Raw genomic sequence first — 26,382 nt, 5'->3', positions numbered from 1 at the left:
TCCGGATTAAGAGGCGCAGGCGTGTTAGCGGGGTGATTCGTTTGAGACGGAAATGGACACACTACCGCCCCCTTCCAGGTTCACGAGGAAATAGCGCACCACGTTCAGGTATTTAACCTGCACATCGGCGGTCATGTACCCCAAAGCAACGCGTGAGTCCTGATTGTTAGTGGCATCGAGGCGCACGGCAAATGCGGGGCCGCCATTAGGGTCACCTATCATCTTCAGCGCCTCCAGATTCGACAGGAAAGATTCCAGCGTGCTCTTGGTTTCCCGGCGTAAATCCACAGTCTGATTGTCACCCACCACTCCGCCAAAACTGGCAGCAATCGTCAGCGACAAAAAGTTGGTCATGCGTGTGTAGGTGTCATCATTCTGGGTCGGATTGGATGAGGTGTTACGCCCCGACCGCATCCCGAAGTAATGACCTCCCGGACAGGGATTGGTAATGACATCAAGTCGGGCAGAGTTAATCGCCCCGATTTCCGGTACCGAGTAAGGTCGCCCGTCCAGCTGGCGCTGAGTCGCAATGATGCCTGGGATACGCTTGTTCAGAGTGGAGATATGGGGTGATCGGGATGCAATATTCGCCGCTTCAAATGTAGCCGGCGCAATCAGCCGGTTAATCCCGTTGGAAGTGTCTTTCCAGGACGGCCAGTCGCCCACAATCAGTTTCAGGTGCCAGTCATCAACGCCTGAACTGTTGAGGGCTTCGGACAACGCGTTACAGCCCGTCGAGACAGCACCCTGCGCGATCGCATATGCCCCTTCTGACGCCGCAAATGCAGCCATAGATGGCCAGCAATTTTTATCCGTCACATCGATGAGGTTGATGACCTGAGAGTTGGTACCGCGGAGGGCATACATACCCTTACGTAGGGTATCAATCCCGTCCTGACCGAGGATGGTTGTGTCATTAATGCCTGTGGCGCCATCGGTACCACCGCTGAGCATGGCCTCAGTCACCGGTGACTGAGCCGTCGCCTCTGATTCGGTGACTTTAGCCCTGACAAGCTGGCTGGGACCACGAATATTGAGCTGCCCCTGGTTGACCGCATCAGCCATGGCTTTCCAGAGCGCATCCCCTTCACCCCGGATGTTATCAAACACTTCAGCACTCACACCCGGCAGGCTGATGGTGAGTTTTCTGGAGCCGACCGCGGTACCGTTGCTGATGCCCGCGCTTATCTGGTTGCCACGCGTGCCGCTGTAAAGTGCGGTCAGCAACAATGAATTCTTACTACCGTTCTCGCAGAGTCTGCCACTGGCTGATGTGTCACGACCGTTGGTTACACGGACACAGATAAGGTTATTGGCGCCAACCTGCAGAGAAATCGCCGCAGCGGTCGCTAAATCGTACTGGCGATATTTTGGTGATCCCAAAAAGAAACCCATATCCGTATCAGAACTGATGCGGAATGCGCTGTTAACCGGGCCCCAGCTGGCCACGCCCACCAGCCCCAGTCCGTCAGTGGGTACGCCGTTGATGTATCGTGTGCGGGGCGGCACAACCTGCACGTACAAATCCGGTGCCGTCAGTGCAGACGTGTTGAGGCTGCCGGAAGGATAAATCGGCATGCGTTTTACTCCATATTGAATCAGTAATGCAGGTTGCTTGTGACAGCTGATGCGTGAAGGTCAGGCATCAGGGCCTGAGGTTGTGGCCATTGAGATTAACAGTGATGTTTGTTACCTCGGGCGCACTGATGGTCTGGGTAGTGGCGAAATTAACACTGAAAATCAGGTCACGGCGGTACACATGCCAGTTCTCAGCACTGTCTGAATCAAACTGGCGGGCATAGAACATCTGAGCGGGTACACCATCGCCGAGGTCAATGTGACAATGCTCTGACAGTGCAGTATCAATCGCTGTGCCGATCGTGTTTCTCAGCGAAGGCGTGGGTGCCCAGACCGTAACCTGAAAATCCTTAATCTGCCGACGAAGTTCCCGCACAGCCTGCCCGGTGTTGTCCTCAGATAACGGCAGAGTCCGGAAGGGTCTTCCCAGAGGTGGATTAACTCGTCGTTCACTCGGGAGTGACCAGACGGACACGTGGACACCTCCCGCATCAATGTCTTGCTGCAACGGTACTGGCAATGGCCAGCCGGGGTATATTTTGATGGTGGCGTCGATGATGGCAGTGACATCGGTACCTCCGGAATAAAGTACATCAGCGACCCGCTTTGCGAGGTATTGAGAGACGTCATCAACACTGGCCATTTACGCAGTCAACCGCATCGCTGTGAGCCGCCATCCCATATCAGTCAGTTCGGTACCGGTGACCACATAGCGCAGTCCATTATCATCGGTCATGAAATCCCCGGTATGGATATGCAGGTTACCGAAGGCTGGCATGAGAATGCCGTACCAGGCGCTGCGGGTTTCTCCGGGTAATTTTAACGGGCTGTGCTCACCACTACGGTTGAGCAGAATGCTTGCAGGCCAGTCAGACATGATTACTGTTTCACTGGCAGCTGTCGTCCCACCGTAATCCTGCAGACCTCCATTTGATCCACTCGCTGCGTAACGCCGCAAGGTAATCAGCCGCTCTGCTTTCACACACAATATGGGCTGCAACAGCGGCATGGCAGCCACATAAAACGTGCCTTCTTCTTCTGAGACCAGGATGTCGCCGACCTCAAACCCCGTTTCATCAAAAATACCAATACGGGCGGCCTGACCAAAACGCGCAGCGCGCATGTAGCCGTAATCAGTCGTGAAGGACGCTGAAAGTAACTGCAGCGAGTCCGTTTTTAGCGGGCCAAAGGGACTCACTGCCCGGTAATGACGGGCGATACTTCCAAGGCGTTTTGCTGCCTTTCCATTGCCCTTACTCACCCTGGCTGAAAGCTGTAACGCATCCATATCAGCTCCTGACCAGTCGGATTGACCCATTACCCAGTGACGGCCCCGGGGTAATACCGAGCAAGCCACAAAGCTGACGTCGCCACTGGTTGTATAAACGCGTACGGTCTGACACCTCTGAGCGGTTCCGTTGCCAGACAGCGGCTTTATCGGTATCCAGATTTTCCGCCGCACGGGCAATTCCGCTTTCAAGTCCTGCCAGCGTGATGAGGTAGTTCACCACAATGGTTTCCTCCTCAGCGCGCAGCGTATTAAGGCGGTGAGCCAGCGTCTGGTATCGTCCGGACGTCACCTGCGCGTAGGCCGCATCTGAGCGCTCGTCCGGAGAGGTATCACCCAGCATCGAATAGCCCATATACCGGCGTGCGTCAGCCTGCTGTTGGGGAGTCAGCATGAATTGCCTCTTAGAGTGAAGTGCTGTCTGACACGACATCGACTGGCTAACCTAGCAATACCGCGGTGTGTTCCGGTTTGATGTTCTGGCACCCCCATGCCGCCGCGATTTCGTAGCGTACGCGACGGTACTGTTTGTACATGGAGACTTCGAAGGACATGTTGGTGCGCGGGTCGGTGATCATGATGCGGTCATCAGCCATATCTCCTTCTTCAGGCAGCGCAGGAGCACGGGTAGCGAGAATAATAGCGGAACGGCTGAAGGCGAAATTAGCGGTGAATTTTTTCACTATCATAATCTCGGTGCCCTTTTTAATATTTTCCAGGAGTCCGGGATGGCAGAGAATTGCAGAACCACCACTGGTCACGTCATGGACGATATATTTGTGATGGCCAGCAATGATGATGTCGCCTGACGCCGCTTTGCCTTTTAATGGCAGTGCCGGAAACCCCCCATCGAGTTCTGTTTCAGTGACAATTTTTTCAATTTCCGAACCATCAGAATATTGAGTTGCTACTCCTGCGGACTCGCGCAGGGTAAAACCATGCAGTTCGAGCAGTGTACCCTGCGCACGCAGCGATGTGGTGCCCGCTTCGTTGGCCTTAGTCAGTTGTGCCATGGTGCGCAGCGCAGCACCTGCGGTCGTATCAATGACACATTGCAGGTCACTAAGCGGTGCACCGTTATCGGTGAGAATTTTACGCACCTGTGCTGTATCGGTAAGCGTGTCTTTGAACGGCGTTTTACCCGCCTCACCCGCTGCACGTGAGGCGCGACGGAAGAGCTGCCCCAGATCGACTTCGATTTCATTGACCAGCGTTCGCATCGCCTGTGTCACCTGGTCGCGGCGAATGCCGTGGTAGCCCGGACCGGACTTAATGCCCTTTTGCTGTTCGCCTTCCCAACGGAACGGCACCATGCGCGATTTTGTGATGGTCAGCGGCACGTTATCGATAATCTGGTCACCATCGTCCGGAGGCAGTTGCCCGGGCTTTACATCATCCGCTTTGGATGCAGGCGTCAGTGGAATTCGGATCGGCTGATTGAGCGCCGCGCGTTCGGCGGAACCATCCAGCGTAATGGACGGGATAAACCCGCAGAGTTCGCGTGAAACAATGTCGAGCGACTGATAAAGGTCGGGAATCAGTTGTGTAAGGGTGTTGGCCATTCAGGGCATTCCTGTTAATCGGTAATCTGCACCCCCGCGCATGCTCTCTCGCTCTGCTCCTGTGGGCTGAGGGATTCGAACTGTGCGCGGGTCAGTGTGTTCGGGTTCGTGTTGCCATTGCCACCGCCGGAACCGCCGCCTGATGCACCGGTGCCTTTGAGGATTTGGTCTTTGTAGGGGTAGTGTTCAACGAGAATGCTCAGCGCTTCTTCGAATCCGGCCGCTTCGCCGGGTTTAATGGCGCTGAAGATTTTGTTGCCTTCGCGGTCAAATGCCGTGACGGTGTCACCAACGACCTGGAAATTGCTGCCAAATCGGGCTTCCACTAGGTCGGCCGGAATACTCATCTTCTCAGCAATGAATTTTGAACGGGCAAAACTGCCGCCAATTTTCTCTGCAGTCAGCTTCTGGCTCAGGTCATCACGCTCTTTCACAATCGGCGCATACTTCTCTTCCAGCACGCGCACCGCTTCTGAACGCACCTTTTCAACCTCGCCAGCATCCACCAGCGTTTTGTCTTCCAGGTTCTTCACGGTATCCAACGCGGCCAGGGCAGCAGCCGGATCGGTTATACCCTCGAACGTTTTCAGCGTGGTCTCTGCCGTCTCCGCGCGTTCGCGGTGCGACTTCGCCTCGCCGTTCAGCCGCGAAATGGTCTGCAGCGTGCCGGGGGCATCAAAGGCAACCTCTTTGCCGTCATCCTGCAGGTACACAGGCTTGCCATCGTTCACGACAACATTGCCGTTCTCATCGAGTTTCAGTTTCATCGTGGTCATCCAACCGGGTAAGAGCCATCCGGCTCGTGGCGCCTCACTGCATCCGCAGCGGTCGGCAATAAAAAAAGCCCGTGCAAAAGCACAGGCCTGAGAGGGTTAAGCCGGGTCGGGTGCCGGCTTGTCTGTTACGGGTGGCGGCATGGCGCGGATACGCCCCTGCTCATCCGTCCAGCGGAGTTCGCTGTTGATGAGGCCGCGGCGCTGTATCTCGTTAAACAGCGTTTCGTCTGACAGCGCACGCTCTTTATGCATACCTATCAGGAAGTCTGCCGAGGCTTCGGCGAGTGTGGTGGCACCGAAATCGCTGAAGATGGTGACATGGCCACCATCTTTTTCACCCATCCACTCAGCCAGATACTGCAGCGCAAGCCGGGTTGCGTCTGTGAGGTCACACACCATGCGCTGCAGGGCGCTGGTGCCCGCCTCGTTATCTGCCAGTGTCTGTACCACAGTACGATGACCGGGCTTGACCACCAGCAGTTCCGCCCCTATCTGGCGCATCTTCTCCTCAAGGTCGAGGATGTCAGTCCGCCCGGCCTCAATGGCTTTCCCGGTGTGTTCGACATAGCGCAGGTCGGCATCGTCCTCTTCGGACATGATGGCGGAAGCTGCCCCCACAGAGATGGGCGCATCACCGAGCTTTTTGCCAAACAGTACCGGCACGCGGGCGACATGCAGAATGGTCTGCTGGTCGCTGCGTGACTGCCAGTGTTCGACGTTGAGCCAGGCCAGCTCCGCCAGCGGCGGCCTGCCGTTCATGAAGCCACGCTTGTCACCGTAGACCGGGACAAAGGTGATTTTCTTCAGACTGGTGGTGCCTTGCTCGTGCAGCTGCCACTCCAGCGCACCGTTAGTGCCGTTGGGTTTCTCACGATAAATACGCCAGCGTCCCGGATTCAGCACCCTGACCTGCTGAATGTCTTTCACGACGAATTCATTCTCCGGGTCACGCTCACTCACCGTCTCAACAAAGCGCAGCATGGTGAACGTCTCATGCCCGTTTACGCGTTCTGACTCGTAATCCAGCAGGCTGTTGGCGGTCACCTTCACGAAGTATGGCCTCAGGCCGCGCTGGCGCTCTTCGGCCAGGGAAAGCGGCTTATCCGCGGGCGGATGCTCCACCAGAATGCCGCAGAGACCATAAGCCATGGCCTCTTCACAGATGTCAGCCAGAAAGGAGTGCAGATTGGTGCCCTGCAGGTCAATGTCGGTGAACATCTCGCGTATGCGGGCGGGCACAACCGTCTCATCCCAGGTCACCGGGCGGGAGAAAGGTCTCCCGCTGAGCACTTCAACCGTGCGTGAGAAAGCCGGAAACAGCGTGGCCGTACTCAGGCGGTTCTGATAAAACGCATCCTCTTCGTTGGGCCACCGTGGCAGATACGTTTTCCCTGCCTTACGCATGGCCGCCGTACCGCCCAGCAGTGCAGAAATCATGGGCCAGCACCCGGCCATCGACTCAATTCTTGGCGATCGCTTCCGGACGTCGTTGCTCATGGTGATATTCAGTCAGGCAGAAAATGGACGGACTGTCGTGCTCTTCGGCTGGAACAGTTCGGTAATGGCCCAGACCAGCGCATCGAGGCGGTCCGGAGATTTTTTGGCTGTGGCGGGCACATATTCCAGCAGCTGGTTCTCCAGCTGATAGAGGTTGCCACGATGCGCCACCCGGCCCTGTTCGTACAGCGCAGAGATAGGCTCAGCCCGGGCAAACTTACCCTTACTGGCATGGACACGAATGACGCGCCCACGAAAGCCCGCATTGCGCAGCGTATCTTCGGCCATATCACCGCCCTGATTGGTCTCAATGACAATGGCTTCAGCGTGGTGCTCTTCATAGGCACGGATGGCCCGCTTCGCCCAGCCGTTGGGTGAGTATTTACCGGAGTAGTCCGCGTCAGCGGAGAACAGCCGGTCGTTACCGCGCCCGTAGCTGCTCGCCACGACAATGCCAGTTTCGTCACTCTCTTCGCTGTTGGTGGCCTGCGGGTCGATGGCCACGACGGTACGCGATGGCTGCAGGACGATATCCAGCGCACGTGCGCCGGAGACCATCGCTTCAGTCCAGAGTGCCCCTTCTGCATTGAACCGCCGCGGGCGCTGCATGTACTGCGCTTCGGCAGTGCGCCGGTGTGAAAACAGGGAAACCCGGTGTGACTCATTGTGCTTGTAAGGCCACAGCCAGCCATCAGGCAGGCCATGCTCCACCGGGATCGCGTGTGTATTTTCCGGATACTGCGCTGAATACGGCTGAGTGTTATCAATCAGCACCGGCAGGTTCAGGTGGTGCCAGTTCTCACCACTGCCGCCCCGCAGCAGATAGCCACTCAGGTCGTGATAATGAATGCGCTGCATGATGACCACAATAGGCGTGGTCTCGATGGCCAGACGGGAGCGAATGGTTTCGTTGAAGCGGGTGTTCACCCCGTCACGCACAATTTCACTGTAGGCATCATCAGGTTTGACCGGGTCATCAATGATGAGGCTCCCCTGCCACCCCGGCTCCATATGCCCGGCACGAAAGCCGGTGACCTGACCTGCAGCGGAGGAGGCATATACCCCGCCGCCGTATTCGGTCCACCACATGGCTTTACTGTCTGCATCATCGCGCAGCGCCATCGGCCACATGGCCTGATAGGCTGACGATTTAACGATACTGCGCGTGGTCGACGAGTTCAGTAACGCCAGGTTGTGGGAATACGACAAGTGCATGAAGCGGGCACGCCGGTTCAGCGCCAGCCCGCGGCCCATCATGTTGATGGTAGCCATTTCAGTCTTGGTGTAGCCCGGTGGCACATTGATGATGAGTCGCTGTATCTCGCCATCAATCACCCGGTCCAGCGTCTGCTGTATCACCTGATGATGTGGTGCGACTATCATCCGGCTGCCGGTGCGCTGCTTGAAGAAATAACGGGCGAAATACATCCCGTCCTCTTCACACTCTATACGGCGTGCAGCGGTCTTACAGTCAGCAGTCGTCATCCTCTAACATTTCCCGGCGCGCCTGCCGGTATTCCTCGCGGGAGAGCAGTTTAACCTCAACCGGGCCGCCATCTTTTCCCGTCAGCGCATGCGTAGCCTGCTCACGGAAGGCCTGTACGGCGATGTGCTTACCAAGCAACTCAAGATTCTTGACCTTGTCTGGCCACTTAATCTTCTTGAGGATGTTTTCAGTGGTGGTTTCGTCGAAGTTGGTGACGGTCGTCAGCACGTCCAGACCACTCAAGGTTGTACGCCAGACCCTGGGCCACTCGTGCACCATCTTAAGGCCACCGTCATCTTTCAGGATATCGAGTACGTCCATCTCATCGATCTGCACCAACCGCTGCAGTACGTAATCTGCATTTATCTCTACCCTTTCATTGCGCGCTGTTTTAAGTTCGATGATGCGCTTTGATATATCAGGTTTAGACAGGTTTTCAGAACCCATGCGGTTTGCGGTCTTCTGGCTGTAACCTGCCCTGATGGCAGCCTGTGAGGCGTTTAAATCAATCAGATACTCTCGACAGAACATCTCTTGTTTGTCGGTGAGTGCCATAAATAACCTTATGGAGATAAAGATGGGCAACGTGAAAATTTATGCAGGATTAGTCAATGGCGATTTAATGCCAATTATCGAAGATAAATCATCTTCACAGATTGTAACTGCCTTTACCGGTGATGACACCGGGGTGCCGCCCTCATCTTTAACGATAGAGGTTGTAACAGATTCAGGCTCAACCGTCAGAATCTATATACCTAATAGTTCTGCGAATGCCAGCGTTACAATAGACGGCTCTCAGATTTAATTCGCCTCATTGGCAATGGAGATTTGAAGATTGTAAATCATCAAATTACCATTAATTAATATCGCAACCTTTTGATTAACCTAACATCAACACAATTCCTTTGGGGCTAAATCATGAAATACACTCAGCAAGAAAAACTTCAGACCATGATGCTTTGTGAGATTTTTAGAGCATTGAATATAAAAAACTCCTTCAACCCTGACCTCATTGATGAAGCGTTAAGCACTGATCAGTATTGGGCAATCGATTGGGAATATCCCAGCCTTCACTCAGATGAAGATACGCCAGAGAATGTGAAATTATTTGTCGACACGTTTGACATGTATAGAATTCTCAAATACACATACGACCGCTTGGATGAGCAGGGTAAAGCTGAGGTTGCACAATCTGTATCAAATTTTGATGCGGAGTATCACCTGCAATTCCCGGGATTCGACGGGAACAATGAAACAGAATATCTCATTATTGGTGGGTTGCTAAAAACCATGGGGAGATTCTCGGGTGATGATAATTTAACAAATAACTCACATATGCCATCGGTGGGGATTTATGCCCACATGCTTGAGGTGTTCCTGCCAGCAAAAACGAAACAATGGTCTCATGGTATCGGCATACCCAAGCAAGAGCTTATAAACACATTAAATGCTCGCGTCCATCCTGAATATCTCTGATGAATTTGCCCGCAATATGCGGGCATTAACTTTAGGCACTGCTAATTCGAAAACGGATGAAAGACAGAAATATTTTTTTCAAAACAAGGAAACTAGACTCTGCCTAAAGGCGTTATGATTTGAATGTGGGCAACCCTTCTTGTTTCCGCCATAGCCTCACCGTCGTGACAACTTTTTCGGGCGTCAACTCATCGTCATCGCTGTAATAAATCAGATCAGAACCCTCAGGATGCTCTGTAACTGCAATGAAATTTTCAAGCAATTCGTCCTGAAAACCTTCACCGCCTTCAGCGCTAAAAATCAGGCTTACCAGTCGAGTGAATTCTGCTTCCGTATACTCTTCGAACCTGTGCTTTAAATTCATTGTTAATCCTCTTTTTGGAGATCGATGTTATCTCATGAATTTACTTTAAGCACCTGCTGTTAAAGTACTACTGCAATACGGCCGTTGGCGTACTGTCGACGTCGATTCACTTTCTAACGGTGGAATAATCACGATGTGAGGCGGGATGTCATTCAAGGGTGGTGATAACCGTTATGAAGGCGGTTCGTGACTTTCAGGCCTCGCCTTCACTGAATTGCAATATCCAGTGTTAGCTACAGTTGGTCACGCCAGTAATCGACACTGGCTTCCAATTCTGGCCTATCCCATCTCCAACGGGCCATTTCTCGTGCTCCTTTACTCGCTTTCGATTTACGATCATCACGAATGCGACATGCTTGCTCGAACCTCTGCTGCTCGGACAATTCACCACGGAGTAGGCTGTCGATGTGCAGATCACATCAGACGGCGAAGCTTGCATCGCACCATCGAGCAAATGCCACAGATAACTTAGGATGCAACCAAGTGCCGCCGCCCCTGTCCTTTCGAGCCTTGCTCGTTCTTACATAACTGGATTGTGAGGGATGTAGAATTTTAGATTCGTTACCGGTGAGTGCTTGATCTAACGAACGGACATATTCAAGCGTTTCAACTAATCGCTTCCAGTTATCGACTCGCTTACCGAATCGTTCAGCCACACCAGTGACATTGACCCAGCCATCAGTATTGAAGCAAACAGCTTCGCCTTTGTATTCCAGTGGAATCACGTTCATGAATTATACCTTTTAGAAAGTGAGCCTGTTCGCACAGAAAAGCCGCCCGAGAGAGGTAGCCGCCTTTAACGGCTTTTCTCAGGCTCACTTTATGAAAGGCTCTCGTTATACGCGCATGCGATTGCGCAGATTGAAACTATGTCGTAAAAAAGCCGCACCTGATAAGGCGCGGCCATAAATGTTAAATGTCTTCTGGATTGGGTAATTGCCATCGAGCACAATCGAAACTGCTAGAACTTTAGCTACTCTCCATCAGCATCAAGAACACTGGCATCTACTTCTACCCGCTCACCCAGAGACCAGCCTTTCTTGCCCAGTATGCGATCCGGCGTCACGTCAGGTACGTTGAAGTAGTATAAGTGCCCATCATCACCAGACTGACTGTTGTCTTGGTGAATATCGTTAGGGCTAAGCCCCATTTCCAACAGTTCTTCCTGAGTGAGGTCCAGATGCTTGGCTAATTTTGAAAGATTCATGATTTGTCTCCTTCAACATGGTTTTGGCTGTTCAGCTTTTACTACTTGTCCTTAAAGGGATCTCGCTTATGGTCTTTGCTGTCATCACGCGTACGGGGGATCTCACCGTGTTCATTGGGATTGTCTTTTGCCGGATGATCGTCTTCTTCGTAAGCGTTGCCCGCATTAGGTGCCGCCTCAGGTAATCCCTTGTGGACATCCCCTTCTTTCTTGCGTTGCTCATTAGAATTATGGTCTTTCATAAATAACCTCACTGTTAATGTTGTTTAAATGTAGGCCATATTTCAGACTAGGGACTCAAAGTTAAGTAAATACCAATCAAAGCCTTTAAAGAAACCCTGAAATTAACGCCCGGAAAAATTAATCGCCTTAGCAAGAAAAGCAGTAACGAGAGGCATTAATTAACGGTTCGCTTACCCCTGGTGATACCTGTTATTGCTTGAGCGAGTCTCTATTCAATGAGATAGTTTTCATGCAGTTATCTGTCTGTGATAAATACTGTCCAATTGGAAATATAGGGAGTGACAATGTCAGCTGAGAGCAGAATTAAGGAACTTGAGGAAACCGTATTGCGCCTCAAGGTCGAGACCGATGTACTGCGTGAACTCATGATCAAACAGGTGGCCCTGAACAACATCACTTTTAAAGGGAAGTACGATGAAGTCCTGATTCAGATGGCTAAGGAGTACGAAGAGCGGGGGCTCGATACCGGCCGTAAACGCGCACTTCACGAAGCGATACGACAATATATCCGTTTTGATTCACCCTCGATTGATGGCAGTCAGCCAGCATAAGCGATCGGGTACCTGCTACGGATAAACAACAGAGCCGCCACAGGCGGCTCGTCTGACAGAGAGTGGTACTTTACTCACCGCACCCATCATCATCGTTATCAACTTAACGTTAATCAGCACCCGGACGCGGCTTAACTTTATCTGGTTCAGTTTCTGGACGTTCAGACATATCTTCCTCCAGCCTTCTCAATCGGTGATAAAAGTTTAGCCATCATGAATGACATCTTTTCATCCCTTTTGAAAAATGTGAGGAAGGCTTCGGGTAGAAGTTATTCCCTTCGACGCGCTTGGCTTAAAACATCTGTGTGATGCATTAAGTAACGTCTTATATAAGCTACCTATTATCAGATGATTCTTTTAAAAATTAAAAAACGCATTTTTTTCATGCCATTTAATGCCTGAATACTGACGTCACTGGTTGCTTTGGTTACGATCCACTGAATGTCTGGCATCTTCAATTTCTCGTATTGCGGCTTTATCTCTGTTGCAGTTTTGTAGCTCGGTGAGCAGTTTTTCATTCAGCTCAAGACTGGCTCCCCAGGTGAAGTGCTCTGGAAGTTCAGGTACCGTGCAATCGCTCAGTAAGCTTTCAGGCAATGGTACTGCGGGTGCGCTAACGTATTTCGTTTCGGTGCGCACGCAACTGCTCAACTGCGTCATGAGGAACAGGCTCAACAGCACAGTTGTCCTCCTTGACCAGTTTTCGGATGACAACCACCCTTCGCTCGCTGTTCTCCCGAAGACTATCTTTGTCCCTCGCAGATGCTCTTGCCAGGTCGTGCATGAGAAGTGTGGTCTGGATGACATTTCGGGTAATGACTTCTGCAGATAGTTTTTCAGACGCTAACTGCTGGTTCTTGAGGTTGAGCAGAGTTGCTTTGACATGCTGATTGTATGCCGTGAGGCCCACTATCAGATTTACTGAAAGCAATACGACAACCACCAGCAGAGATATTTTTCTTTTACCGCAGGTCATCTTTGTTTTTCACTTCAAACAGCCAGCGTTCGATCTGTCTTCTGTTGATGAGCCCCTTTCGCCTTACACCCTTTGCATAAATCCAGCGGCGCAGTTCTTCACGCGCTCCGTTGATATCGCAGGCATTCAGTTTCAACAGAAGTTTAGAAGAAGCGAATGCGCATGTACCTGTGTTAAATGCAAAGCTGTAAAGCGCAGCGCGTTGGTAATCATTGAGAGGAACATTGACGAGAGCATCTACGCTGTTTTTCACCTGCTGCAGATCGCTTCGCAGCAGGCCATCGCACTCCGAATCGGTATAGCTTTTATCCCTGATGACATCAGCACCGGTGTGCCCGTCACACACAGTTAAAACGCCCGCCACATCCAGATACGGGATATAGCGTCGCCCTTCCAGTCCATCTGAGCCGCCAAGCAATGTCGCGGCAATAGTGAGCGCACCCGCGCTGGCCACCGCCAGTAGGCGCTTTCGTAGGGCATATGAAAGAGCCACGGTTCAGTCTCTGGCAGGACTGCAATAACACCTGTTAGCCCGAATACTGGCGAGTGTGGCTTTACGCCTATAATACCAGTTCACAATGCAGGTCACGATGGCGATGCTGATACCCACCAGCACACCCAGTGCACTCCATTCTTCCGGGCTGAACCATGTCAGTATGCTGTGCACGATGGCACCCGCAGATGCGCTGTAAGCTGCACCTGTCGTCAGTTTGCTCATGGGGTTATGCCGTAATGAAGTAAGGATAAAACAGGCTGCCTGAAAAGAGATACTGTGCAGCGGAGGAAAATCTTGAAATAAAAAAGCCCCGTCGGTTTTGATATGCCAGGGCTTGTAAGCTTTTTTAGAGTCAGTGACCCATTGTTAGAGCAAGTTTACCCCAAAAAATGGAAAAGTAAATAGCAGGCTATTTCATAGCTACTGTGTATATCGCTCGCTACTTAGTGATGCGAGAAATTTGCTTGTCAGCCCAGGCTTCTTCTCTGTGCAGCTCCGCAATGAGAAAGTCCAGAAGTTGTTTAACGCTCTTGTTCCAGGTATCCAGAGAGATACCGCTGGATACCTGACACAACGCCCTGAACACTACTGCTGACGGGATACGTTCAAATCCCCGCCCGCCACAGCGCTTACAGTCCTGATAGACCGGTACGCCCTGCAGTTCGGTCTTAATTCGGTTAACTGACTGGCCCCGCCCCTTGCAGTCCTTACAGGCAGCACGCGTCATCCCTTTACCCGCACACTTACTGCACCGCTTACCTTTTCTGAAACCCGTGCTGGAACATGCATGGCAGGGAATCTCTGTCTCCGGACTTCGCGCGTAATCGAGGTAAGCGTAGATTGCGATAACCTTGATGACCGCCCTTTGCTCTCTGACACTTAATTTTGTCAGCGCCGGATAACGGCCGGACACCCTGAGGCCCACTACGGTAAGTAACTCAACAGTACGTTTTCTGTCACGTTGGCTGAGGTTCATCTTGCTGCAAAACGCCGAATAACCCAGGGGTGCCCTCTTTAACGCCATGCCTAGCGCAGCCATCACATCGGTACCAGAAAGGTTGTCCGGTGAGGTGGCTACGCTGAGGGCATGAGGTGAGAGCGATCGTGGAGAGTGATACTTAACAACACTTTCAAGTTTCATCAGGAATACTCCGTGCCGGTAAAGTCATCCGGCACTATGAGAGCGACCCGATTCATTTTTCTGAATGACGACAGGCACGACTGGCTGAGTGAAAAATGAATTTCTGTACAAACTTCTCCTTTGGCAATTCGTCTCTTCCTTTACTGTTTACACGGCACCACAGTTCAATGAGCGCTTCACCAGTATGGTGACGAGGGCTGGCGCCTTTTTTCCATCCAATAAGCGTGGAGGCGACGACATCCAGTTCCTCAGCGATGTCCTGCAACGAGTAGCCTGATCGGCTCATGTCTGACAGGATACGGAACCAGTCGATTTTAGAGATGTTAATGATCGGCACGCTGCTTCCCCTGAACTTTAAAGCCTGAGTAATTCTTTCAGATTTCTGACACCGAGTTTGTTGGCGCAGTTCTTGCGATGCTGGTAGAGCGTGTTGGTGGAAATACCCATCCAGGATGAATGGCAGACGGCGTCGACACCATTCAGAAAGCCATCGATGACGGTAAGTTCACGCATCGACATCTTACAGTTCCCCCGGACAGAGCAGTCACGGCTCATATAATACTCCACCAGAAACGAGATATAACTCACGGGCATAGACACATCCAGAACATGTTCCAGCTCACAGACGCGCGCCAAAAGGTTTTTTTTACGCCTGTCCAGCAACTCGTGACTGTCAGTGAAGATCAGAATATTGCCGTTGGTCTTTCTGAGCAGCGTTAAAAAGGTGCTGAACCAGGTCGGGAAGAAATCGTCAGTACCCAGGCAAAGAATGCCAAGACTGAACGGACCTGAATGCTGTTCAGGTATTCTTATCCAGAAGTCATGATCGTTTGCTGAGTAAACAGGGACAAGATTTCTTTTTATGCACTCACCTTCAATTAAATGAAAAAGACCGCAGTGCAATATATTATCTGCACCTATTACCACAACAAATCTTTTGCTACCCACCATAATATTAATTCCATCAACAGATTCATTATTTAAAGTAGATTAAGCCTTCCCTGGCGACATTTATTACTACTAACTTTCGATCGGGCAATCAACGCAATCGTTTACCTTAAATTTGCGGTTACATTTACCTTTTCAGCCATCACCTTTTAATATCAACAAAAAGCCACGACTCCTTACAATGAAATAGGATTAACTTTCAGAATGATTTTAGTTGTTTTTCTTAGCCTTAAAATCTTGTGAAAAATATATCTTTCGCGTGTCAACTAGGTGAGTAAAGCAAAGAACAAACGCAAACACCTGCAAATATCAACGGGGGATGTTTTGGATGAGGCTTTTCTAAACCTAACCCAATTGGGTTACCGCCTTATGGTCTTGCGTCTATAATTACTATAATCAACACATTCAGCAAACCCCACCCTGTTCAGGAGATTCTATGGGAGGCTTCGATCTGCATAAATTTCTTATCAACGATCAACCTTACACATTTTTATTCGAAGTCATCGTTCGTGTATTTATCGCTTATGCTGTCGTGTTCATTTTCCTCAAAATCTCTGGGCGAAGAGGTGTCCAGCAACTGTCGCTTTTTGAGGTCGTGGTCATACTGACACTGGGCTCTGCTTCAGGGGATGTCACTTTCTATGATGATGTCCCCGTTCTGCCCGTCATTCTCGTATTCGTGGTTCTACTCCTTCTCTACAGATTAACCACATGGGCCATGACGAAGTCTTCCTACATATCCACGCTGGTGGAAGGTGACGTAGTGACGCTGATCGCGGACGGAAAATACGTGTCGGCTAATCTGGACAGACTCAATATTTCAGAAGATGAATTCCTGATGGAGCTGCGCCTGAAAGGAGCGGAGCACCTTGGGCAGATTCGGCTAGGCCTGGTGGAAGTCGATGGCCAGCTAAGCCTCTATTTCTACAGGGATGACGAGGTAGTGCCTGGATTGTCGGTGCTTCCGGCGGAACACCGCTTATGCTACACACGTATTCCTCACGACGGACTTTATGCCTGCAATCGCTGCGGCGTCACAAAGACGATAATGACGGGTCATCAGGAACGGTGTGCAGAATGCGGACGTAACACATGGTCACTGGCGTTACACACCATCCGTACCTGAAGCGGTAATGCCTTTTGTGGGACTTACGGCAAGGAAAGGAGGAGAGCATATGGTCTCCTCCAGAATACTGAAAATTACGCCTGTTTAGGTTGACCGTTCGACGCGGTAAGACCGCCATCGACTGGCAGGTTCACCCCGGTGATGTATCGCGCATCATCACTGGCAATGAATGCAATAGCACTGGCGATGTCTTCAGCTTCTCCTGCACGCTGCAAAGGGATACGATCATAAAAGCGTTCGAGCAGCGCTTTATTATCCTTCATATCTTCGGTGAGATCGGTCAGGGTGAACCCGGGGCAAATCGCATTAACCCGGACTCCGTCAGCGCCATAATCCATAGCCAGCGCGCGTGTAAAGTTCGTTACCGCACCTTTAGCCGCATTGTAGACACTCATCCCCCAGTCACCACCCAGTCCGGATACTGAAGAAGTGTTTACAACATTTCCCCTGGTTTTAAGTAAACCAGGCATGAAGAAATGGGTACAGTGGAAAACACCATCCAAATCGGTGCTCATGAGTTTTCGCCAGTCCTCGACTGAGACTTCATGGACTTTCCCCTGAACCACGCTACCTGCGTTATTCACCAGCACATCGACTCTGCCAAATGAGCGCTGTACCTGTTCTGACAGCTGTTTTACCTGTTCCGGATCGCCGACGTCACACTGAGCAATCAGGTGTTGCGAACCAGGTAGTGTATTAAGTACGTTTTCGAGTTTTTCACGGGTTCTCCCCACCAGCACCACTGAAGCCCCTTCACTGGCAAAACGCTTTGCGGCAGCAGCACCAATGCCGGAACCTGCGCCGGTAATCACGACAACTTTTTCTGAAAATCTCGACATACTTACTCCTCACTTTTTGAATATGTGGAAACTAAGCCTGGCAGCCATGAACGGGAGTTCAAGCGAAGCAGCGCCAGTAGGACGGAGGGTAAGTGAAAAGCAACATGTCAGGCCTGCAGTTCATTGGCAAGGCTGACATGTTTTGGGTGACAACCTCTTAAGGCTTCAGGATGACCTTTGTCCATCCCGGCTCTCTTTTATCAAAGTTGCTGTAGCCTTCAGGCGCTTCAGCCAGGCTCAACCGGTGTGAAACAATTTGTCCCGGGCTGGCTTTACCCTGATGAATCAGGCGCGCAAGCTGGCGGTTATAGGCTTTGACGTTGGCCTGGCCCGTTCTGATAGACTGCCCCTTGAACCAGAAACTGCCAAAATCGAAAGGCATTTTTCCTTCCTGGGCCAGAGAACTTTTTGCACCTGGATCCTGAGGAACAAACACCCCGACGACACCGATGCCCCCTGTTGCCTTGGTGGATGCCACAAGACTGTTCATGGTGGCGCTGTTGTCTTCATGGCCATGCTTGTTACAGCACTGATACCCTACACATTCACAGCCGCAGTCCGTGCCTCTGCCGTCCGTCAGTTCAAGAATCTTCTGCACCGCTTCATCACCGGCCGCATTCACAGGCGTTGCGCCGAGCTTTTCTGCGAGTGCCAGACGATCGCTGTGGGTGTCGATAACGAAGACCTGAGAGGCCCCCTTTATGACTGCGGAGTGGGCAGCCATTAACCCCACTGGTCCTGCGCCGTATATGGCGACGGATTCCCCTGCCCGCAGACCTGCCAGTTCCGTTGCATGCCATCCTGTCGGGAAGATATCAGAGAGCATGACGTAGTCTTCCTCTTTATCAAATGCGTCCTCAGGCAGTACCAGACAGTTGAAGTCTGCAAACGGCACCCGTAATAACTCCGCCTGACCACCGTCCCAGGGCCCCATTTCTGCAAAGCCATACGCGGCACCCGCACTGCCGGGGTTTGCCGTCAGACAGAACCCCGTCAGACCCCTCTCACAATTTTCACAAAACCCACATCCCACATTGAAGGGCATACAGACACGATCCCCCACCTTGATGCGCTCAACGCCACTTCCTACCTCAATCACTTCCCCAAGATTTTCATGACCGAAAATACGGCCCTGCTCAAAGCTGGTTCGCCCTTCATACATATGTAAATCAGAGCCGCAGATATTGGTGGTTGTGATGCGAATAAGCGCATCCGTGGCACGTTCAATTTTCGCATCAGGCACATTTTTAACAGAGACATCAAAAGGCCCATTATAAACAATCGCTTTCATCTTTATATTCCTGTAAATAACCGAAGCACACTGACGCTTCGTTTTAATTGAAATGACCAGAGAATTAAATATGGCACATTAAAGTACATTGCACAGAAATATAACCGTCGCGCTTGCATATTCGCGAGGATATATTAATATTACTAAGGCAACGTGCACATGGCGTCATGTTAATTATTACTCATGAAGAGGCAGTATTATGACTCAACATAGAGGCGGTTCAGGCAACTTTGCAGAAGATAAAGAAAGGGCTTCTGAAGCAGGAAAAAAAGGCGGGCAGCATAGTGGCGGTAATTTCAAAAATGACCATAATAAAGCGTCCGAAGCCGGTAAAAAAGGTGGTCAAAACAGCCACCGCAATTCTTCCTGAGTTGCAATAAAGATAAACTTCTGGGGGCACCATCCCCCTTAGTGTGAATATACAGCAGGGAGCATCCCTCTCTGCTTGCTCTGACTGAAGTTTCATAATGAATATCAATTTTCTGTTTTCCTCGCGTATTATTTGGTCGTTTGACTGAGCGGTGCGACTGCTTAAAATCGCACCGTTTTTTATTTCTGAACGCAATGATGATCTTGATTTACGGTTTCGCTTGTAGTGAGGATTACTCTGAAATAACGCCTTTTTACCTTTTATCGCCCCCAGAAAGACCTACCCCTCTAATTATCTGCCATTATCCTCCATATTAATCCCCGCGGAGTCTTTTTATGTTTCGATTTTTATCTTCTCTGTTCAGCAGTCCGGAATCCCTTTTACAGGTGATGAGCCAGCAGGATATGAGAGAATCTATTGAGGAAGGTGACAGAATAATCATTGATGAGGATGGAAACGCTTCGGTTAATCCCTTAAGTCCCAAGGTACAGCGCGACTTTTCTCACCACGTTAAAACATTAAAGGACATTTAAATGGGTACAGCCATTTTTATGGTTCTGATGGTGTGCGGTTACTGGTACACCAGCCGGGATATGTCCAGCAGGTTGAAAATCAAACGTTCGATCGGCTGGGATGTATATTTTTTGATCGCGTTGTATGGCTGTATTTTTGTTCTTCAGGGCGTGCTCGCAACGGGACTTGTCTGGCTGCTGTTACTTGGCGCATCTGCTATGAATAACACGTTTGCGCTGAGTGACGTGGTACACGCCCGATGGCATGTGGAATTCATGACATGGAGTTTCCTGGGTATTCAGGCCCCCGTGGTTATCATGCTGGCGTTCGCGGTGCTGTTTTGTGTTTACCGATCAAACTGGGCAGGCAGTGCCCGCCTCACCGCTTCCAGTCGGAAAGACCTGTATCAGCGCCTGTCACGGTCCAATGGTATTGAACAGATGCTGTTACAGTGTATGGAGGAAGGTGAACTGGCGTGGGTAACACTCAAGTCCCGTCGGATTTATATCGGTATGATCCACGCAGCCACATTCGAATACGCCAGTACTGCAAATATTGTTCTTATCCCTATGCTCAGCGGTTACCGCGATGCGCGCACACTCAATCTTGCTGTTGAGCATAATTACAGTAGCTGGTATCACGAACACGGGATCGATTTCACGTCTAAACCTAAATGTGCGCTGGAATTTCGCAAAGTGATTATGGTGGATCAAATCGAAAGTCTTTCCTTGTTTGACCCCGCCAGCGCTAGCGCACTGGCGATGGGTACAACGAATGATATTCATCAATGACCGTTTGGCTTAACCACCAACAGGGAACTAAACTTATTATCCATCCAGCGAATACGAGGAGAACGTGATGACCGATCGTCCCGTGAAAGGCGACCAACCGGATTATAATCCACGTAAACAATCGCCTGACAAAAAGCCCAAAGATGACGAAAGAAATGCCCCGGAGTCAGGTGACAAACAACCTGACTGACTTAAAAACCGCCGAGAGGCGGTTTTTATTTACCTGCCAGACCAGATCCAGTCTTTGACTTCAGGTACATCTTCACCATGCTCACGCACGTAGCGATGATGTTCTGCGATGCGCTCCTGTAAATCATCCAGCAACTCTGGATGGCGCTCTGCCAGCCCCGGCACGTGCAGAATGGCGGCCTGCGCCAGATGATAGCGATCGAGCTCGTTGAGCACCGTCATATCAAATGGCGTGGTGGTTGTGCCCTCTTCGTTAAAGCCGTGCACATGGAAGTTGCGATGATTATTGCGCTGATAGGTCAGCCGATGGATGAGGCTGGGATAGCCGTGGAACGCAAATATCACCGGTTTATCAGCCGTGAAAAGCGCATCAAATTCGGCTTCGGATTTGCCATGGGGATGCTGCTCTTTTGTCTGCAACGCCAGCAAATCGACCACGTTCACTACCCGCACGCGTAACTGAGGCAGATAACCACTCAGAAGGTCCACTGCCGCCATCGTTTCCATGGTCGGGACGTCGCCTGCACAGGCCATCACCACGTCAGGTTCACCCTCACAGCCTGCCCAGCGCCATTCGCCCATTCCGGCTTCACAGTGCGCAACAGCGCTCTTCATATCCAGCCACTGGGGGGAAGGCTGCTTGCCGGCCACGATGACATTGATCCTGTCCCAAGTTCTCAGACAGTGATCACCAACCCACAGCAGCGTGTTGGCATCCGGAGGAAGGTAGATTCGTACAATGTCAGCTTTCTTGTTCGCGACATGATCGATAAATCCCGGATCCTGATGGCTGTAGCCATTGTGGTCCTGCCGCCAGACATGTGAGGAAAGGAGATAATTCAGTGATGATATCGGTTTACGCCACCCCAGCTTCCGGCTGACTTTCAGCCACTTGGCGTGCTGATTGAACATCGAGTCGACAATATGGATAAAGGCTTCGTAACAGTTAAACAGTCCGTGTCGTCCCGTGAGCAGATAACCTTCGAGCCAGCCCTGACACTGATGCTCACTGAGGATTTCCATCACCCTACCGTCACGTGACAACTGTTCATCGTAATCCCTGACCGGTTCCATCCATGTGCGCTGAGTGACGTCAAACACCGGCGAGAGGCGATTTGAAGCGGTTTCATCCGGACCAAAAAGACGGAAATTAACGGCGTTGCGTTTAAATATCTCGCTGAGATAGTGGCCAAACTGCTCAGTGGCTTGCCCACTGGTGCTGCCCGGCTTGCCGGTCTTGAGCGCAAAGTCCTGTATTTCAGGTGTGTTAAGTTCCTGACGTAGTCGCCCACCATTAGCATAGGGCGTCGAGCCCATCCTCTTAGCGCCCACAGGCGCCAGCGCGCGTAATTCTGGTCTGAGTTTGCCACTCTCATCGAACAGCTCCTGCGGCTGATAGCTGCGCATCCACGCTTCGAGGATCTGTCGGTGGCCGTCATCCTCCCGGCAGCCGGATACCGGCACCTGGTGGGCGCGCCAGAAATCTTCGACTTTCTTGCCATCCACTTCTTTTGGTCCGGTCCATCCCTTAGGGCTGCGCAGAACGATCATCGGCCATTTCGGAACTGTGCTGACTTCTTTGCCTGTTCGCGCCTGTTGCTGAAACATCGAAATGATGTCAAAAGCACGGTCGAGAGCCTGTGCCATCTGATGATGCATGTCCATGGGTTCGTGCCCACTGACAATGATGGTTTCATAGCCGTGACCATCAAATAACTGTGTCAGTTCATCATCAGTGCTGCGCCCAAGTACTGTTGGATTCGCGATTTTGTAGCCATTGAGATGCAGAATGGGCAGAACAGCACCATCGCGTTCCGGATTCAGGAATTTGATGCCCTGCCAGCTTGCGGCAAGAGGGCCGGTTTCAGCTTCGCCATCACCAATGACGCACGGCACTACAAGGTCAGGATGATCAAAAGCTGCCCCAAACGCATGAGCCAGTGAGTAGCCCAGCTCGCCACCTTCATTAATGGAACCCGGTGTCTCTGGAGCTGCGTGGCTGGGAATACCACCCGGAAAAGAGAATTGTTTAAAGAGGCGCTTCATGCCCTCTGCATCTTCGCTGATGTGAGGGTGAATTTCACTGTAACTTCCCTCCAGCCAGGTATTAGCTAACATGCCCGGTCCGCCATGTCCGGGACCGCAGACGTAAAGCAGATTAAAATCGCGATGCCGGATAATACGGTTTAAGTGCACATAGATGAAATTCAGTCCCGGCGTTGTCCCCCAGTGACCCAGCAACCTCGGCTTGATGTGCTGAGCTAAGAGCGGTGACCGCAGCAGAGCATTGTCCATCAGATAGATTTGCCCAACAGACAGATAATTCGCAGCGTGCCAGTAACGATTCAGCAGTGTGAGTTCATCAGTGGTTATATCCGTCATTGCCTCTCCTCCGCAGTTCAGACCTGCATTAAACCTAATAGAGAATGGGGAATGATGCGAATGCAATGACGCTGTTTAAAGTTCAGGAGTTCCTGACTGGAATACTCAGTAAAATTCACAAAAATCGCTCGGGAAAATCAGCTTTGATGGTCTGGATGTCATCGAAACGGCCAAATAATCTATACCGATTGAAGGCCACAATCTTATAAACAGAATCAGTTACGAATCGTGGCAGGAAGCGCATAACTGACAGTATCTTCCAGGGCCAGGGTAAATAAGCCATAACGCGAAAAATGGCACCGGCACGCAACCAGTACATGTCCTGTTTAACCAGAACAATGGTGCGAATGTTCTCTTCGGGAAGTCCTACAGATTTTAATATCGCTTTGCTGATGTCGTTCTGAATGGCTGAGAAACGAATGTCCTTTGATACACCCTTTCGAAGCAAAAACACGACCCAGGCATTACATAATTTACAAACTCCATCGTAAAGTATGACCTGTTTTGTGGACCTGATATGAGTGAATTCAGACATAGCATGACCTCTGCAACTGGAGTCCATTTGTCAGGGTTAAGAAAGGTTTTATTTAAAGCGAAGCGTCAAAAATCATGATAGCAAAAATTATTTTCAGGGCTCAGTCTGTCAGCGTGGCCACCCCACCTGTAAACTCAGGTGGGAATGAAAATGATAACCACAGAAAACAATTTCAGCCAGAAAACTAATTTACGCTGCGTTTATTTCACCACCAGGAACACTTTTCCTGCGACTTATTTTGCCACCCTTTCTTCCGGCTTCAACCGCACGTTCAGGGTCATTTTTGAAATTACCACCACTCATACTTCCACCTTTACGTCCTGCTTCACTTGCCCGGTCCCTGTTTACAGCAAAATTTCCTGTTCCACCGCGACGAGTAGTCATAGCTTGATTCCTTCAACGTTGGTGAAAGGTAAGGATTACCTTCACTGTAACCAGCCTGGTTGATAATTCTCCTTTAATCCATATTTTCAATGCAACTTTGACTAACGCTATCGTAAATCCACATTTTGTCGCAGATGGAAAGTAAGCCGAAATCAGGCGGGGTTTTCTGCTTCCTGCTGAAATTGCGGTCATTGTTCGCAAGTGAACATTTCGACTCAGGGCGATTAAGATTAACACTGCGCCCTCATGGTGCAGCCGGCGAAGTTAAATTATCAAAAGGGATAGCCTTTTTAGTCCCCTGCTGCCCGATTTCGTCCGGGTTTTTTCGCAGAATAAAGAGGGCTGTCAGCCAGACTGAACAGGCTCAAAACCGATTTTTCCTTACCATCCGGAATGATGCATACGTATCCTGCACTCAGACTGACAGTTTAAGAGGCGTGCAGCGAAGATGTATGTCGGATATGCTGATAACGAACCGCTTCAACCGCCTTTAACGCAATTTTTATTGGCCTGAATGACAGTTACCGGCGGATTTTCCAGCTCAACCACTCATCCAGTTCAGGTTCAGGTAGAGGGCGAGAATGATAAAATCCTTGAGCCTGATCACACCCAAACTCCCTGAGCACATCCAGTGTTTCAACATTCTCTACCCCTTCAGCCAGGACGACATAATCCAGCTCCTTTAACATTGAAATAATGCTTTTAGTAATAATGCGAGAAGCTGTATCTGTCGTGAGTCCATTGATAATGGATCGGTCAAGCTTAATAACATCAAGAGGCATACGGCGCAGGTAGCTTATATTGCTGTAACCTGTGCCAAAATCATCCAGAGATATGTTAAATCCACGCAGTTTTAACATTTCCAGTCCGGCCATGGCGGCGGCACTCTCGATGATTCGTTCAGTCTCCAGGCATTCAATTCCTAGCAATTCCGGGGATAGCCGCGCATTTATCATTTTAGTTTCCAGCCGGTCTGCAAATCCCTCCTGACTGAAGTCCCGTACACTGACATTCACCGTAACAGGTAGCTGTAGCGGGCTGCTGTCCAGTCGCTTGAGACGCTCAATGGTTTTATCGATAACCCACTCCGTCAAATCCTGTAAAAGCGTCGTTTGTTCGGCCAGAGGTATGAATACGGAGGGAGAAAGCTCCCCTCTCACAGGATGTCGCCAGCGGATGAGCGCCTCGAGACCAATTGGCAGTCCCGTATTCAGGCAAATTTTAGGTTGGTAAACCAGGTATATTCCCTGATTAAAGCGTATAGCTGTTGCCAGATCATTGACCAGAGTGAAGTCATCGGTGCGACGTTCATCGTTTTTCTCACTAAAACTCATGTAGGAAACACCCTGACAAATAGCTTCATGCAGGGCACTGACTGCTTTCCTCAAGACTTCATGAGGTGGAAATTTACCGGGATTGAAAAGTGCTTCCCCGGCATGTGTCGTCAGATCAACAGATAATCCTTCACCCATGTCAGCAGAAACGCCTGCTAATTTAGTGGCAACCCATTCTGCTGTGAAGTGAGTGGAAGCTTGGGTGAGGAGCGCAAAACGCCCTGTCGCAACTGTGTAAATCAAGTCATCTGGTCCAGGTCGCAATCGTAACGGTATGAGCGTGGCCATATCCCTGAGCAGACCTTCAACCGGGCCCATTCCTAATGTCCTGGCAAGCTCATAAGCGCGGGGGATATCAATCAGGTCTATGAGAATAAGACGGTAAGATGAACTCTTCTCCATTTTTCCGAGGGTATGGAGGTTACGAATTAATTGCTGACGATTAGGTAAACCTGTTACCGGATCGGTGAAACCTGCGGAATGCCAGGCCTCAAGAAATGAAATGACAAGTTGTGAAAGTTTTTCCAGCGTGGCGAGTTGGTCCGCACTAAAGCTACGGGGGACGCTGTCCGTCACGCAAAGCGTCCCAAGAAAAGCCCCCTCCCTGTTTTTAAGCGGTACCCCGGCATAAAACCTGATGAAGGGGGACCCAGTAACAAAAGGATTAGATGCAAAGCAGCTGTCAGCATGAGTATCAGGAATGATCAATGGACTAACATCATCCGCAACGTACTGACATAAGGAGTCGCTTCTCACAGATCCATCAAGGTCAAAGTTATGGGACGCTTTAATGTACTGATAGTGATCATCCAGTATAGCAATGAAACTGCTTGGAAAATTTAGCGTTTCACTTACCAGATCAGTGAATTTTGTGAGTACTTCATCTCTGCAGATGTCAGGCGATCTTAATGCCAGAATGGTAAGCCCGTTTAGTGCGTACATAGCTGAATTGTTCATGCAAGCCCCCACCAGAAGTCGGCCCTGATTTAGAAATTTAATTTAGAAATGATGCTTGATGATTTACCACCAGTACGATGAA

General features: G+C 50.6%; 33 protein-coding genes. 8 read left to right on the top strand and 25 right to left on the bottom strand.

The genetic code is table 11. From position 1 onward, the window contains the following. Window positions 1-24 precede the first annotated feature (24 nt). The 9 genes from ACCW76_RS18350 to ACCW76_RS18310 all read right to left on the bottom strand — a co-directional run bounded on the left by ACCW76_RS18350 (window position 25) and on the right by ACCW76_RS18310 (window position 8,742). Window positions 25-1,578: a phage tail protein gene (locus ACCW76_RS18350; protein ID WP_436339624.1), complete on the bottom strand. Its 1,554-nt coding sequence runs from the start codon at window positions 1,576-1,578 to the stop codon at window positions 25-27. A gap of 67 nt (window positions 1,579-1,645) precedes the next feature. Next, the gene (locus ACCW76_RS18345) at window positions 1,646-2,221 is read right to left on the bottom strand and encodes a hypothetical protein (protein WP_436339622.1); all 576 of its coding nucleotides are present in this window, start codon (window positions 2,219-2,221) and stop codon (window positions 1,646-1,648) included. Then, window positions 2,222-2,866 carry a hypothetical protein gene (locus ACCW76_RS18340; protein ID WP_436339621.1) on the bottom strand — a complete coding sequence of 215 codons (645 nt, stop codon included), beginning with the start codon at window positions 2,864-2,866 and terminating at the stop codon, window positions 2,222-2,224. Between the two features lies 1 nt (window position 2,867). After that, window positions 2,868-3,260: a hypothetical protein gene (locus tag ACCW76_RS18335; RefSeq protein WP_436339620.1), complete on the bottom strand. Its 393-nt coding sequence runs from the start codon at window positions 3,258-3,260 to the stop codon at window positions 2,868-2,870. A gap of 46 nt (window positions 3,261-3,306) precedes the next feature. Continuing rightward, the gene (locus ACCW76_RS18330; protein ID WP_436339619.1) at window positions 3,307-4,428 is read right to left on the bottom strand and encodes a P22 coat - protein 5 family protein; all 1,122 of its coding nucleotides are present in this window, start codon (window positions 4,426-4,428) and stop codon (window positions 3,307-3,309) included. A gap of 14 nt (window positions 4,429-4,442) precedes the next feature. Continuing rightward, window positions 4,443-5,195 (bottom strand): DUF6651 domain-containing protein, encoded by a 753-nt coding sequence (locus tag ACCW76_RS18325; protein ID WP_436339617.1) that lies wholly within the window; start codon window positions 5,193-5,195, stop codon window positions 4,443-4,445. 105 nt (window positions 5,196-5,300) lie between these two features. Next, complete coding sequence (locus ACCW76_RS18320; RefSeq protein ID WP_436339616.1) at window positions 5,301-6,641, bottom strand: DUF4055 domain-containing protein; 1,341 nt, start codon at window positions 6,639-6,641, stop codon at window positions 5,301-5,303. Window positions 6,642-6,713: 72 nt separating this feature from the next. After that, window positions 6,714-8,186: a DNA-packaging protein gene (locus ACCW76_RS18315; RefSeq protein WP_436339615.1), complete on the bottom strand. Its 1,473-nt coding sequence runs from the start codon at window positions 8,184-8,186 to the stop codon at window positions 6,714-6,716. Further along, window positions 8,173-8,742: a terminase small subunit gene (locus ACCW76_RS18310; protein ID WP_436339613.1), complete on the bottom strand. Its 570-nt coding sequence runs from the start codon at window positions 8,740-8,742 to the stop codon at window positions 8,173-8,175. Before ACCW76_RS18310 ends, ACCW76_RS18315 begins: the two co-directional genes overlap by 14 nt. 22 nt (window positions 8,743-8,764) lie before the next feature. On the opposite strand from ACCW76_RS18310, the gene ACCW76_RS18305 reads away from it, so the two are divergent. Together ACCW76_RS18305 and ACCW76_RS18300 are read left to right on the top strand one after the other, a co-directional pair. Beyond that, on the top strand, window positions 8,765-8,992 hold the full coding sequence (locus tag ACCW76_RS18305; RefSeq protein ID WP_436339612.1) for a hypothetical protein: 228 nt from the start codon (window positions 8,765-8,767) through the stop codon (window positions 8,990-8,992). A 113-nt stretch (window positions 8,993-9,105) separates the two neighbouring features. Then, a complete protein-coding gene (locus ACCW76_RS18300; RefSeq protein WP_436339611.1) occupies window positions 9,106-9,663 on the top strand; it encodes a YfbU family protein in 558 nt (185 codons plus the stop codon). 112 nt (window positions 9,664-9,775) lie between these two features. Here the strand turns inward: ACCW76_RS18300 and ACCW76_RS18295 are convergent, their stop codons facing one another. The 4 genes from ACCW76_RS18295 to ACCW76_RS18280 form a co-directional block, all read right to left on the bottom strand. Further along, a complete protein-coding gene (locus tag ACCW76_RS18295) occupies window positions 9,776-10,027 on the bottom strand; it encodes a bacteriocin immunity protein (protein WP_436339610.1) in 252 nt (83 codons plus the stop codon). Window positions 10,028-10,446: 419 nt separating this feature from the next. Then, the gene (locus ACCW76_RS18290; RefSeq protein WP_436339608.1) at window positions 10,447-10,758 is read right to left on the bottom strand and encodes a KilA-N domain-containing protein; all 312 of its coding nucleotides are present in this window, start codon (window positions 10,756-10,758) and stop codon (window positions 10,447-10,449) included. Window positions 10,759-11,000: 242 nt separating this feature from the next. Further along, on the bottom strand, window positions 11,001-11,234 hold the full coding sequence (locus tag ACCW76_RS18285) for a hypothetical protein (protein WP_436339607.1): 234 nt from the start codon (window positions 11,232-11,234) through the stop codon (window positions 11,001-11,003). A gap of 41 nt (window positions 11,235-11,275) precedes the next feature. Next, the gene (locus ACCW76_RS18280; protein WP_283227924.1) at window positions 11,276-11,476 is read right to left on the bottom strand and encodes a hypothetical protein; all 201 of its coding nucleotides are present in this window, start codon (window positions 11,474-11,476) and stop codon (window positions 11,276-11,278) included. 285 nt (window positions 11,477-11,761) lie between these two features. Between ACCW76_RS18280 and ACCW76_RS18275 the strand changes: the two genes are divergently transcribed. After that, window positions 11,762-12,028 carry a hypothetical protein gene (locus tag ACCW76_RS18275; RefSeq protein ID WP_436339605.1) on the top strand — a complete coding sequence of 89 codons (267 nt, stop codon included), beginning with the start codon at window positions 11,762-11,764 and terminating at the stop codon, window positions 12,026-12,028. A gap of 411 nt (window positions 12,029-12,439) precedes the next feature. Here the strand turns inward: ACCW76_RS18275 and lysC are convergent, their stop codons facing one another. The 6 genes from lysC to ACCW76_RS18245 form a co-directional block, all read right to left on the bottom strand. Next, window positions 12,440-12,709: an Rz1-like lysis system protein LysC gene (gene lysC / locus ACCW76_RS18270; protein ID WP_436339604.1), complete on the bottom strand. Its 270-nt coding sequence runs from the start codon at window positions 12,707-12,709 to the stop codon at window positions 12,440-12,442. 281 nt (window positions 12,710-12,990) lie between these two features. Continuing rightward, on the bottom strand, window positions 12,991-13,497 hold the full coding sequence (locus ACCW76_RS18265) for a lysozyme (RefSeq protein WP_436339602.1): 507 nt from the start codon (window positions 13,495-13,497) through the stop codon (window positions 12,991-12,993). A 3-nt stretch (window positions 13,498-13,500) separates the two neighbouring features. Further along, the gene (locus tag ACCW76_RS18260; RefSeq protein WP_436339600.1) at window positions 13,501-13,722 is read right to left on the bottom strand and encodes a phage holin; all 222 of its coding nucleotides are present in this window, start codon (window positions 13,720-13,722) and stop codon (window positions 13,501-13,503) included. Window positions 13,723-13,939: 217 nt separating this feature from the next. Next, complete coding sequence (locus ACCW76_RS18255) at window positions 13,940-14,641, bottom strand: antitermination protein Q (protein ID WP_436339599.1); 702 nt, start codon at window positions 14,639-14,641, stop codon at window positions 13,940-13,942. Between the two features lie 52 nt (window positions 14,642-14,693). Beyond that, window positions 14,694-14,978, bottom strand: a complete 285-nt coding sequence (locus ACCW76_RS18250) for a hypothetical protein (RefSeq protein ID WP_436339598.1) — start codon at window positions 14,976-14,978, stop codon at window positions 14,694-14,696. Between the two features lie 17 nt (window positions 14,979-14,995). Then, window positions 14,996-15,592 (bottom strand): helix-turn-helix transcriptional regulator, encoded by a 597-nt coding sequence (locus ACCW76_RS18245; protein ID WP_436339597.1) that lies wholly within the window; start codon window positions 15,590-15,592, stop codon window positions 14,996-14,998. A gap of 433 nt (window positions 15,593-16,025) precedes the next feature. Here ACCW76_RS18245 and ACCW76_RS18240 point away from each other — a divergent pair, with 433 nt between their 5' ends. Beyond that, window positions 16,026-16,715 (top strand): DUF421 domain-containing protein, encoded by a 690-nt coding sequence (locus ACCW76_RS18240; protein ID WP_436339596.1) that lies wholly within the window; start codon window positions 16,026-16,028, stop codon window positions 16,713-16,715. Window positions 16,716-16,789: 74 nt separating this feature from the next. On the opposite strand, the gene ACCW76_RS18235 is transcribed toward ACCW76_RS18240, so the two are convergent. Next, window positions 16,790-17,554 (bottom strand): SDR family NAD(P)-dependent oxidoreductase, encoded by a 765-nt coding sequence (locus tag ACCW76_RS18235; RefSeq protein WP_436339594.1) that lies wholly within the window; start codon window positions 17,552-17,554, stop codon window positions 16,790-16,792. Between the two features lie 157 nt (window positions 17,555-17,711). Next, on the bottom strand, window positions 17,712-18,845 hold the full coding sequence (locus ACCW76_RS18230) for a glutathione-independent formaldehyde dehydrogenase (RefSeq protein WP_436339592.1): 1,134 nt from the start codon (window positions 18,843-18,845) through the stop codon (window positions 17,712-17,714). Window positions 18,846-19,044: 199 nt separating this feature from the next. Between ACCW76_RS18230 and ACCW76_RS18225 the strand changes: the two genes are divergently transcribed. The 4 genes from ACCW76_RS18225 (at window position 19,045) to ACCW76_RS18210 (ending at window position 20,709) form a co-directional block, all read left to right on the top strand. Further along, window positions 19,045-19,215 carry a general stress protein gene (locus tag ACCW76_RS18225; RefSeq protein ID WP_436339591.1) on the top strand — a complete coding sequence of 57 codons (171 nt, stop codon included), beginning with the start codon at window positions 19,045-19,047 and terminating at the stop codon, window positions 19,213-19,215. Between the two features lie 335 nt (window positions 19,216-19,550). Next, complete coding sequence (locus ACCW76_RS18220; protein ID WP_436339590.1) at window positions 19,551-19,748, top strand: hypothetical protein; 198 nt, start codon at window positions 19,551-19,553, stop codon at window positions 19,746-19,748. After that, window positions 19,749-20,519, top strand: coding sequence for a hypothetical protein (locus ACCW76_RS18215; protein WP_436339589.1), 771 nt, complete (start codon window positions 19,749-19,751; stop codon window positions 20,517-20,519). It begins immediately after the preceding gene. A 67-nt stretch (window positions 20,520-20,586) separates the two neighbouring features. Further along, complete coding sequence (locus tag ACCW76_RS18210) at window positions 20,587-20,709, top strand: hypothetical protein (RefSeq protein ID WP_436339588.1); 123 nt, start codon at window positions 20,587-20,589, stop codon at window positions 20,707-20,709. A 29-nt stretch (window positions 20,710-20,738) separates the two neighbouring features. On the opposite strand, the gene ACCW76_RS18205 is transcribed toward ACCW76_RS18210, so the two are convergent. The 4 genes from ACCW76_RS18205 to ACCW76_RS18190 all read right to left on the bottom strand — a co-directional run bounded on the left by ACCW76_RS18205 (window position 20,739) and on the right by ACCW76_RS18190 (window position 26,300). Continuing rightward, window positions 20,739-23,090, bottom strand: coding sequence for a phosphoketolase family protein (locus ACCW76_RS18205; protein ID WP_436339587.1), 2,352 nt, complete (start codon window positions 23,088-23,090; stop codon window positions 20,739-20,741). A 115-nt stretch (window positions 23,091-23,205) separates the two neighbouring features. Continuing rightward, entirely contained in the window at window positions 23,206-23,625 is a 420-nt protein-coding gene (locus ACCW76_RS18200) for a thiol-disulfide oxidoreductase DCC family protein (protein ID WP_436339586.1), read from the bottom strand. Between the two features lie 189 nt (window positions 23,626-23,814). Beyond that, entirely contained in the window at window positions 23,815-24,009 is a 195-nt protein-coding gene (locus ACCW76_RS18195) for a general stress protein (RefSeq protein WP_436339585.1), read from the bottom strand. A gap of 521 nt (window positions 24,010-24,530) precedes the next feature. Next, complete coding sequence (locus ACCW76_RS18190; RefSeq protein WP_436339584.1) at window positions 24,531-26,300, bottom strand: sensor domain-containing phosphodiesterase; 1,770 nt, start codon at window positions 26,298-26,300, stop codon at window positions 24,531-24,533. Between the last annotated feature and the right edge of the window lie 82 nt (window positions 26,301-26,382).

Origin of the sequence: Pantoea sp. C8B4, assembly GCF_051336905.1 — a bacterium.
GTDB classification, from domain to species: Bacteria; Pseudomonadota; Gammaproteobacteria; order Enterobacterales; family Enterobacteriaceae; genus Pantoea; species Pantoea rwandensis_B.
Note: the sequence above shows the minus strand (reverse complement) of the source record. Positions and strands in the feature narration are given on the sequence as shown.

Excerpts from the sequence above, each read along its gene's own strand:
- ACCW76_RS18315 (WP_436339615.1), bottom strand. The coding sequence starts at position 8,186 with ATGACGACTGCTGACTGTAAGACCGCTGCACGCCGTATAGAGTGTGAA.
- ACCW76_RS18200 (WP_436339586.1), bottom strand. The coding sequence starts at position 23,625 with ATGTCTGAATTCACTCATATCAGGTCCACAAAACAGGTCATACTTTAC.
- ACCW76_RS18310 (WP_436339613.1), bottom strand. The coding sequence starts at position 8,742 with ATGGCACTCACCGACAAACAAGAGATGTTCTGTCGAGAGTATCTGATT.
- ACCW76_RS18195 (WP_436339585.1), bottom strand. The coding sequence starts at position 24,009 with ATGACTACTCGTCGCGGTGGAACAGGAAATTTTGCTGTAAACAGGGAC.
- ACCW76_RS18280 (WP_283227924.1), bottom strand. The coding sequence starts at position 11,476 with ATGAAAGACCATAATTCTAATGAGCAACGCAAGAAAGAAGGGGATGTC.
- ACCW76_RS18275 (WP_436339605.1), top strand. The coding sequence starts at position 11,762 with ATGTCAGCTGAGAGCAGAATTAAGGAACTTGAGGAAACCGTATTGCGC.
- ACCW76_RS18350 (WP_436339624.1), bottom strand. The coding sequence starts at position 1,578 with ATGCCGATTTATCCTTCCGGCAGCCTCAACACGTCTGCACTGACGGCA.
- ACCW76_RS18290 (WP_436339608.1), bottom strand. The coding sequence starts at position 10,758 with ATGAACGTGATTCCACTGGAATACAAAGGCGAAGCTGTTTGCTTCAAT.
- ACCW76_RS18345 (WP_436339622.1), bottom strand. The coding sequence starts at position 2,221 with ATGGCCAGTGTTGATGACGTCTCTCAATACCTCGCAAAGCGGGTCGCT.
- ACCW76_RS18225 (WP_436339591.1), top strand. The coding sequence starts at position 19,045 with ATGACTCAACATAGAGGCGGTTCAGGCAACTTTGCAGAAGATAAAGAA.
- ACCW76_RS18305 (WP_436339612.1), top strand. The coding sequence starts at position 8,765 with ATGGGCAACGTGAAAATTTATGCAGGATTAGTCAATGGCGATTTAATG.
- ACCW76_RS18255 (WP_436339599.1), bottom strand. The coding sequence starts at position 14,641 with ATGAAACTTGAAAGTGTTGTTAAGTATCACTCTCCACGATCGCTCTCA.
- ACCW76_RS18285 (WP_436339607.1), bottom strand. The coding sequence starts at position 11,234 with ATGAATCTTTCAAAATTAGCCAAGCATCTGGACCTCACTCAGGAAGAA.
- ACCW76_RS18245 (WP_436339597.1), bottom strand. The coding sequence starts at position 15,592 with ATGGTGGGTAGCAAAAGATTTGTTGTGGTAATAGGTGCAGATAATATA.
- ACCW76_RS18220 (WP_436339590.1), top strand. The coding sequence starts at position 19,551 with ATGTTTCGATTTTTATCTTCTCTGTTCAGCAGTCCGGAATCCCTTTTA.
- ACCW76_RS18240 (WP_436339596.1), top strand. The coding sequence starts at position 16,026 with ATGGGAGGCTTCGATCTGCATAAATTTCTTATCAACGATCAACCTTAC.
- ACCW76_RS18320 (WP_436339616.1), bottom strand. The coding sequence starts at position 6,641 with ATGATTTCTGCACTGCTGGGCGGTACGGCGGCCATGCGTAAGGCAGGG.
- ACCW76_RS18330 (WP_436339619.1), bottom strand. The coding sequence starts at position 4,428 with ATGGCCAACACCCTTACACAACTGATTCCCGACCTTTATCAGTCGCTC.
- ACCW76_RS18210 (WP_436339588.1), top strand. The coding sequence starts at position 20,587 with ATGACCGATCGTCCCGTGAAAGGCGACCAACCGGATTATAATCCACGT.
- ACCW76_RS18260 (WP_436339600.1), bottom strand. The coding sequence starts at position 13,722 with ATGAGCAAACTGACGACAGGTGCAGCTTACAGCGCATCTGCGGGTGCC.
- ACCW76_RS18300 (WP_436339611.1), top strand. The coding sequence starts at position 9,106 with ATGAAATACACTCAGCAAGAAAAACTTCAGACCATGATGCTTTGTGAG.
- ACCW76_RS18325 (WP_436339617.1), bottom strand. The coding sequence starts at position 5,195 with ATGAAACTGAAACTCGATGAGAACGGCAATGTTGTCGTGAACGATGGC.
- ACCW76_RS18340 (WP_436339621.1), bottom strand. The coding sequence starts at position 2,866 with ATGGATGCGTTACAGCTTTCAGCCAGGGTGAGTAAGGGCAATGGAAAG.
- ACCW76_RS18215 (WP_436339589.1), top strand. The coding sequence starts at position 19,749 with ATGGGTACAGCCATTTTTATGGTTCTGATGGTGTGCGGTTACTGGTAC.
- ACCW76_RS18230 (WP_436339592.1), bottom strand. The coding sequence starts at position 18,845 with ATGAAAGCGATTGTTTATAATGGGCCTTTTGATGTCTCTGTTAAAAAT.
- ACCW76_RS18205 (WP_436339587.1), bottom strand. The coding sequence starts at position 23,090 with ATGACGGATATAACCACTGATGAACTCACACTGCTGAATCGTTACTGG.
- ACCW76_RS18190 (WP_436339584.1), bottom strand. The coding sequence starts at position 26,300 with ATGAACAATTCAGCTATGTACGCACTAAACGGGCTTACCATTCTGGCA.
- ACCW76_RS18295 (WP_436339610.1), bottom strand. The coding sequence starts at position 10,027 with ATGAATTTAAAGCACAGGTTCGAAGAGTATACGGAAGCAGAATTCACT.
- ACCW76_RS18235 (WP_436339594.1), bottom strand. The coding sequence starts at position 17,554 with ATGTCGAGATTTTCAGAAAAAGTTGTCGTGATTACCGGCGCAGGTTCC.
- ACCW76_RS18335 (WP_436339620.1), bottom strand. The coding sequence starts at position 3,260 with ATGCTGACTCCCCAACAGCAGGCTGACGCACGCCGGTATATGGGCTAT.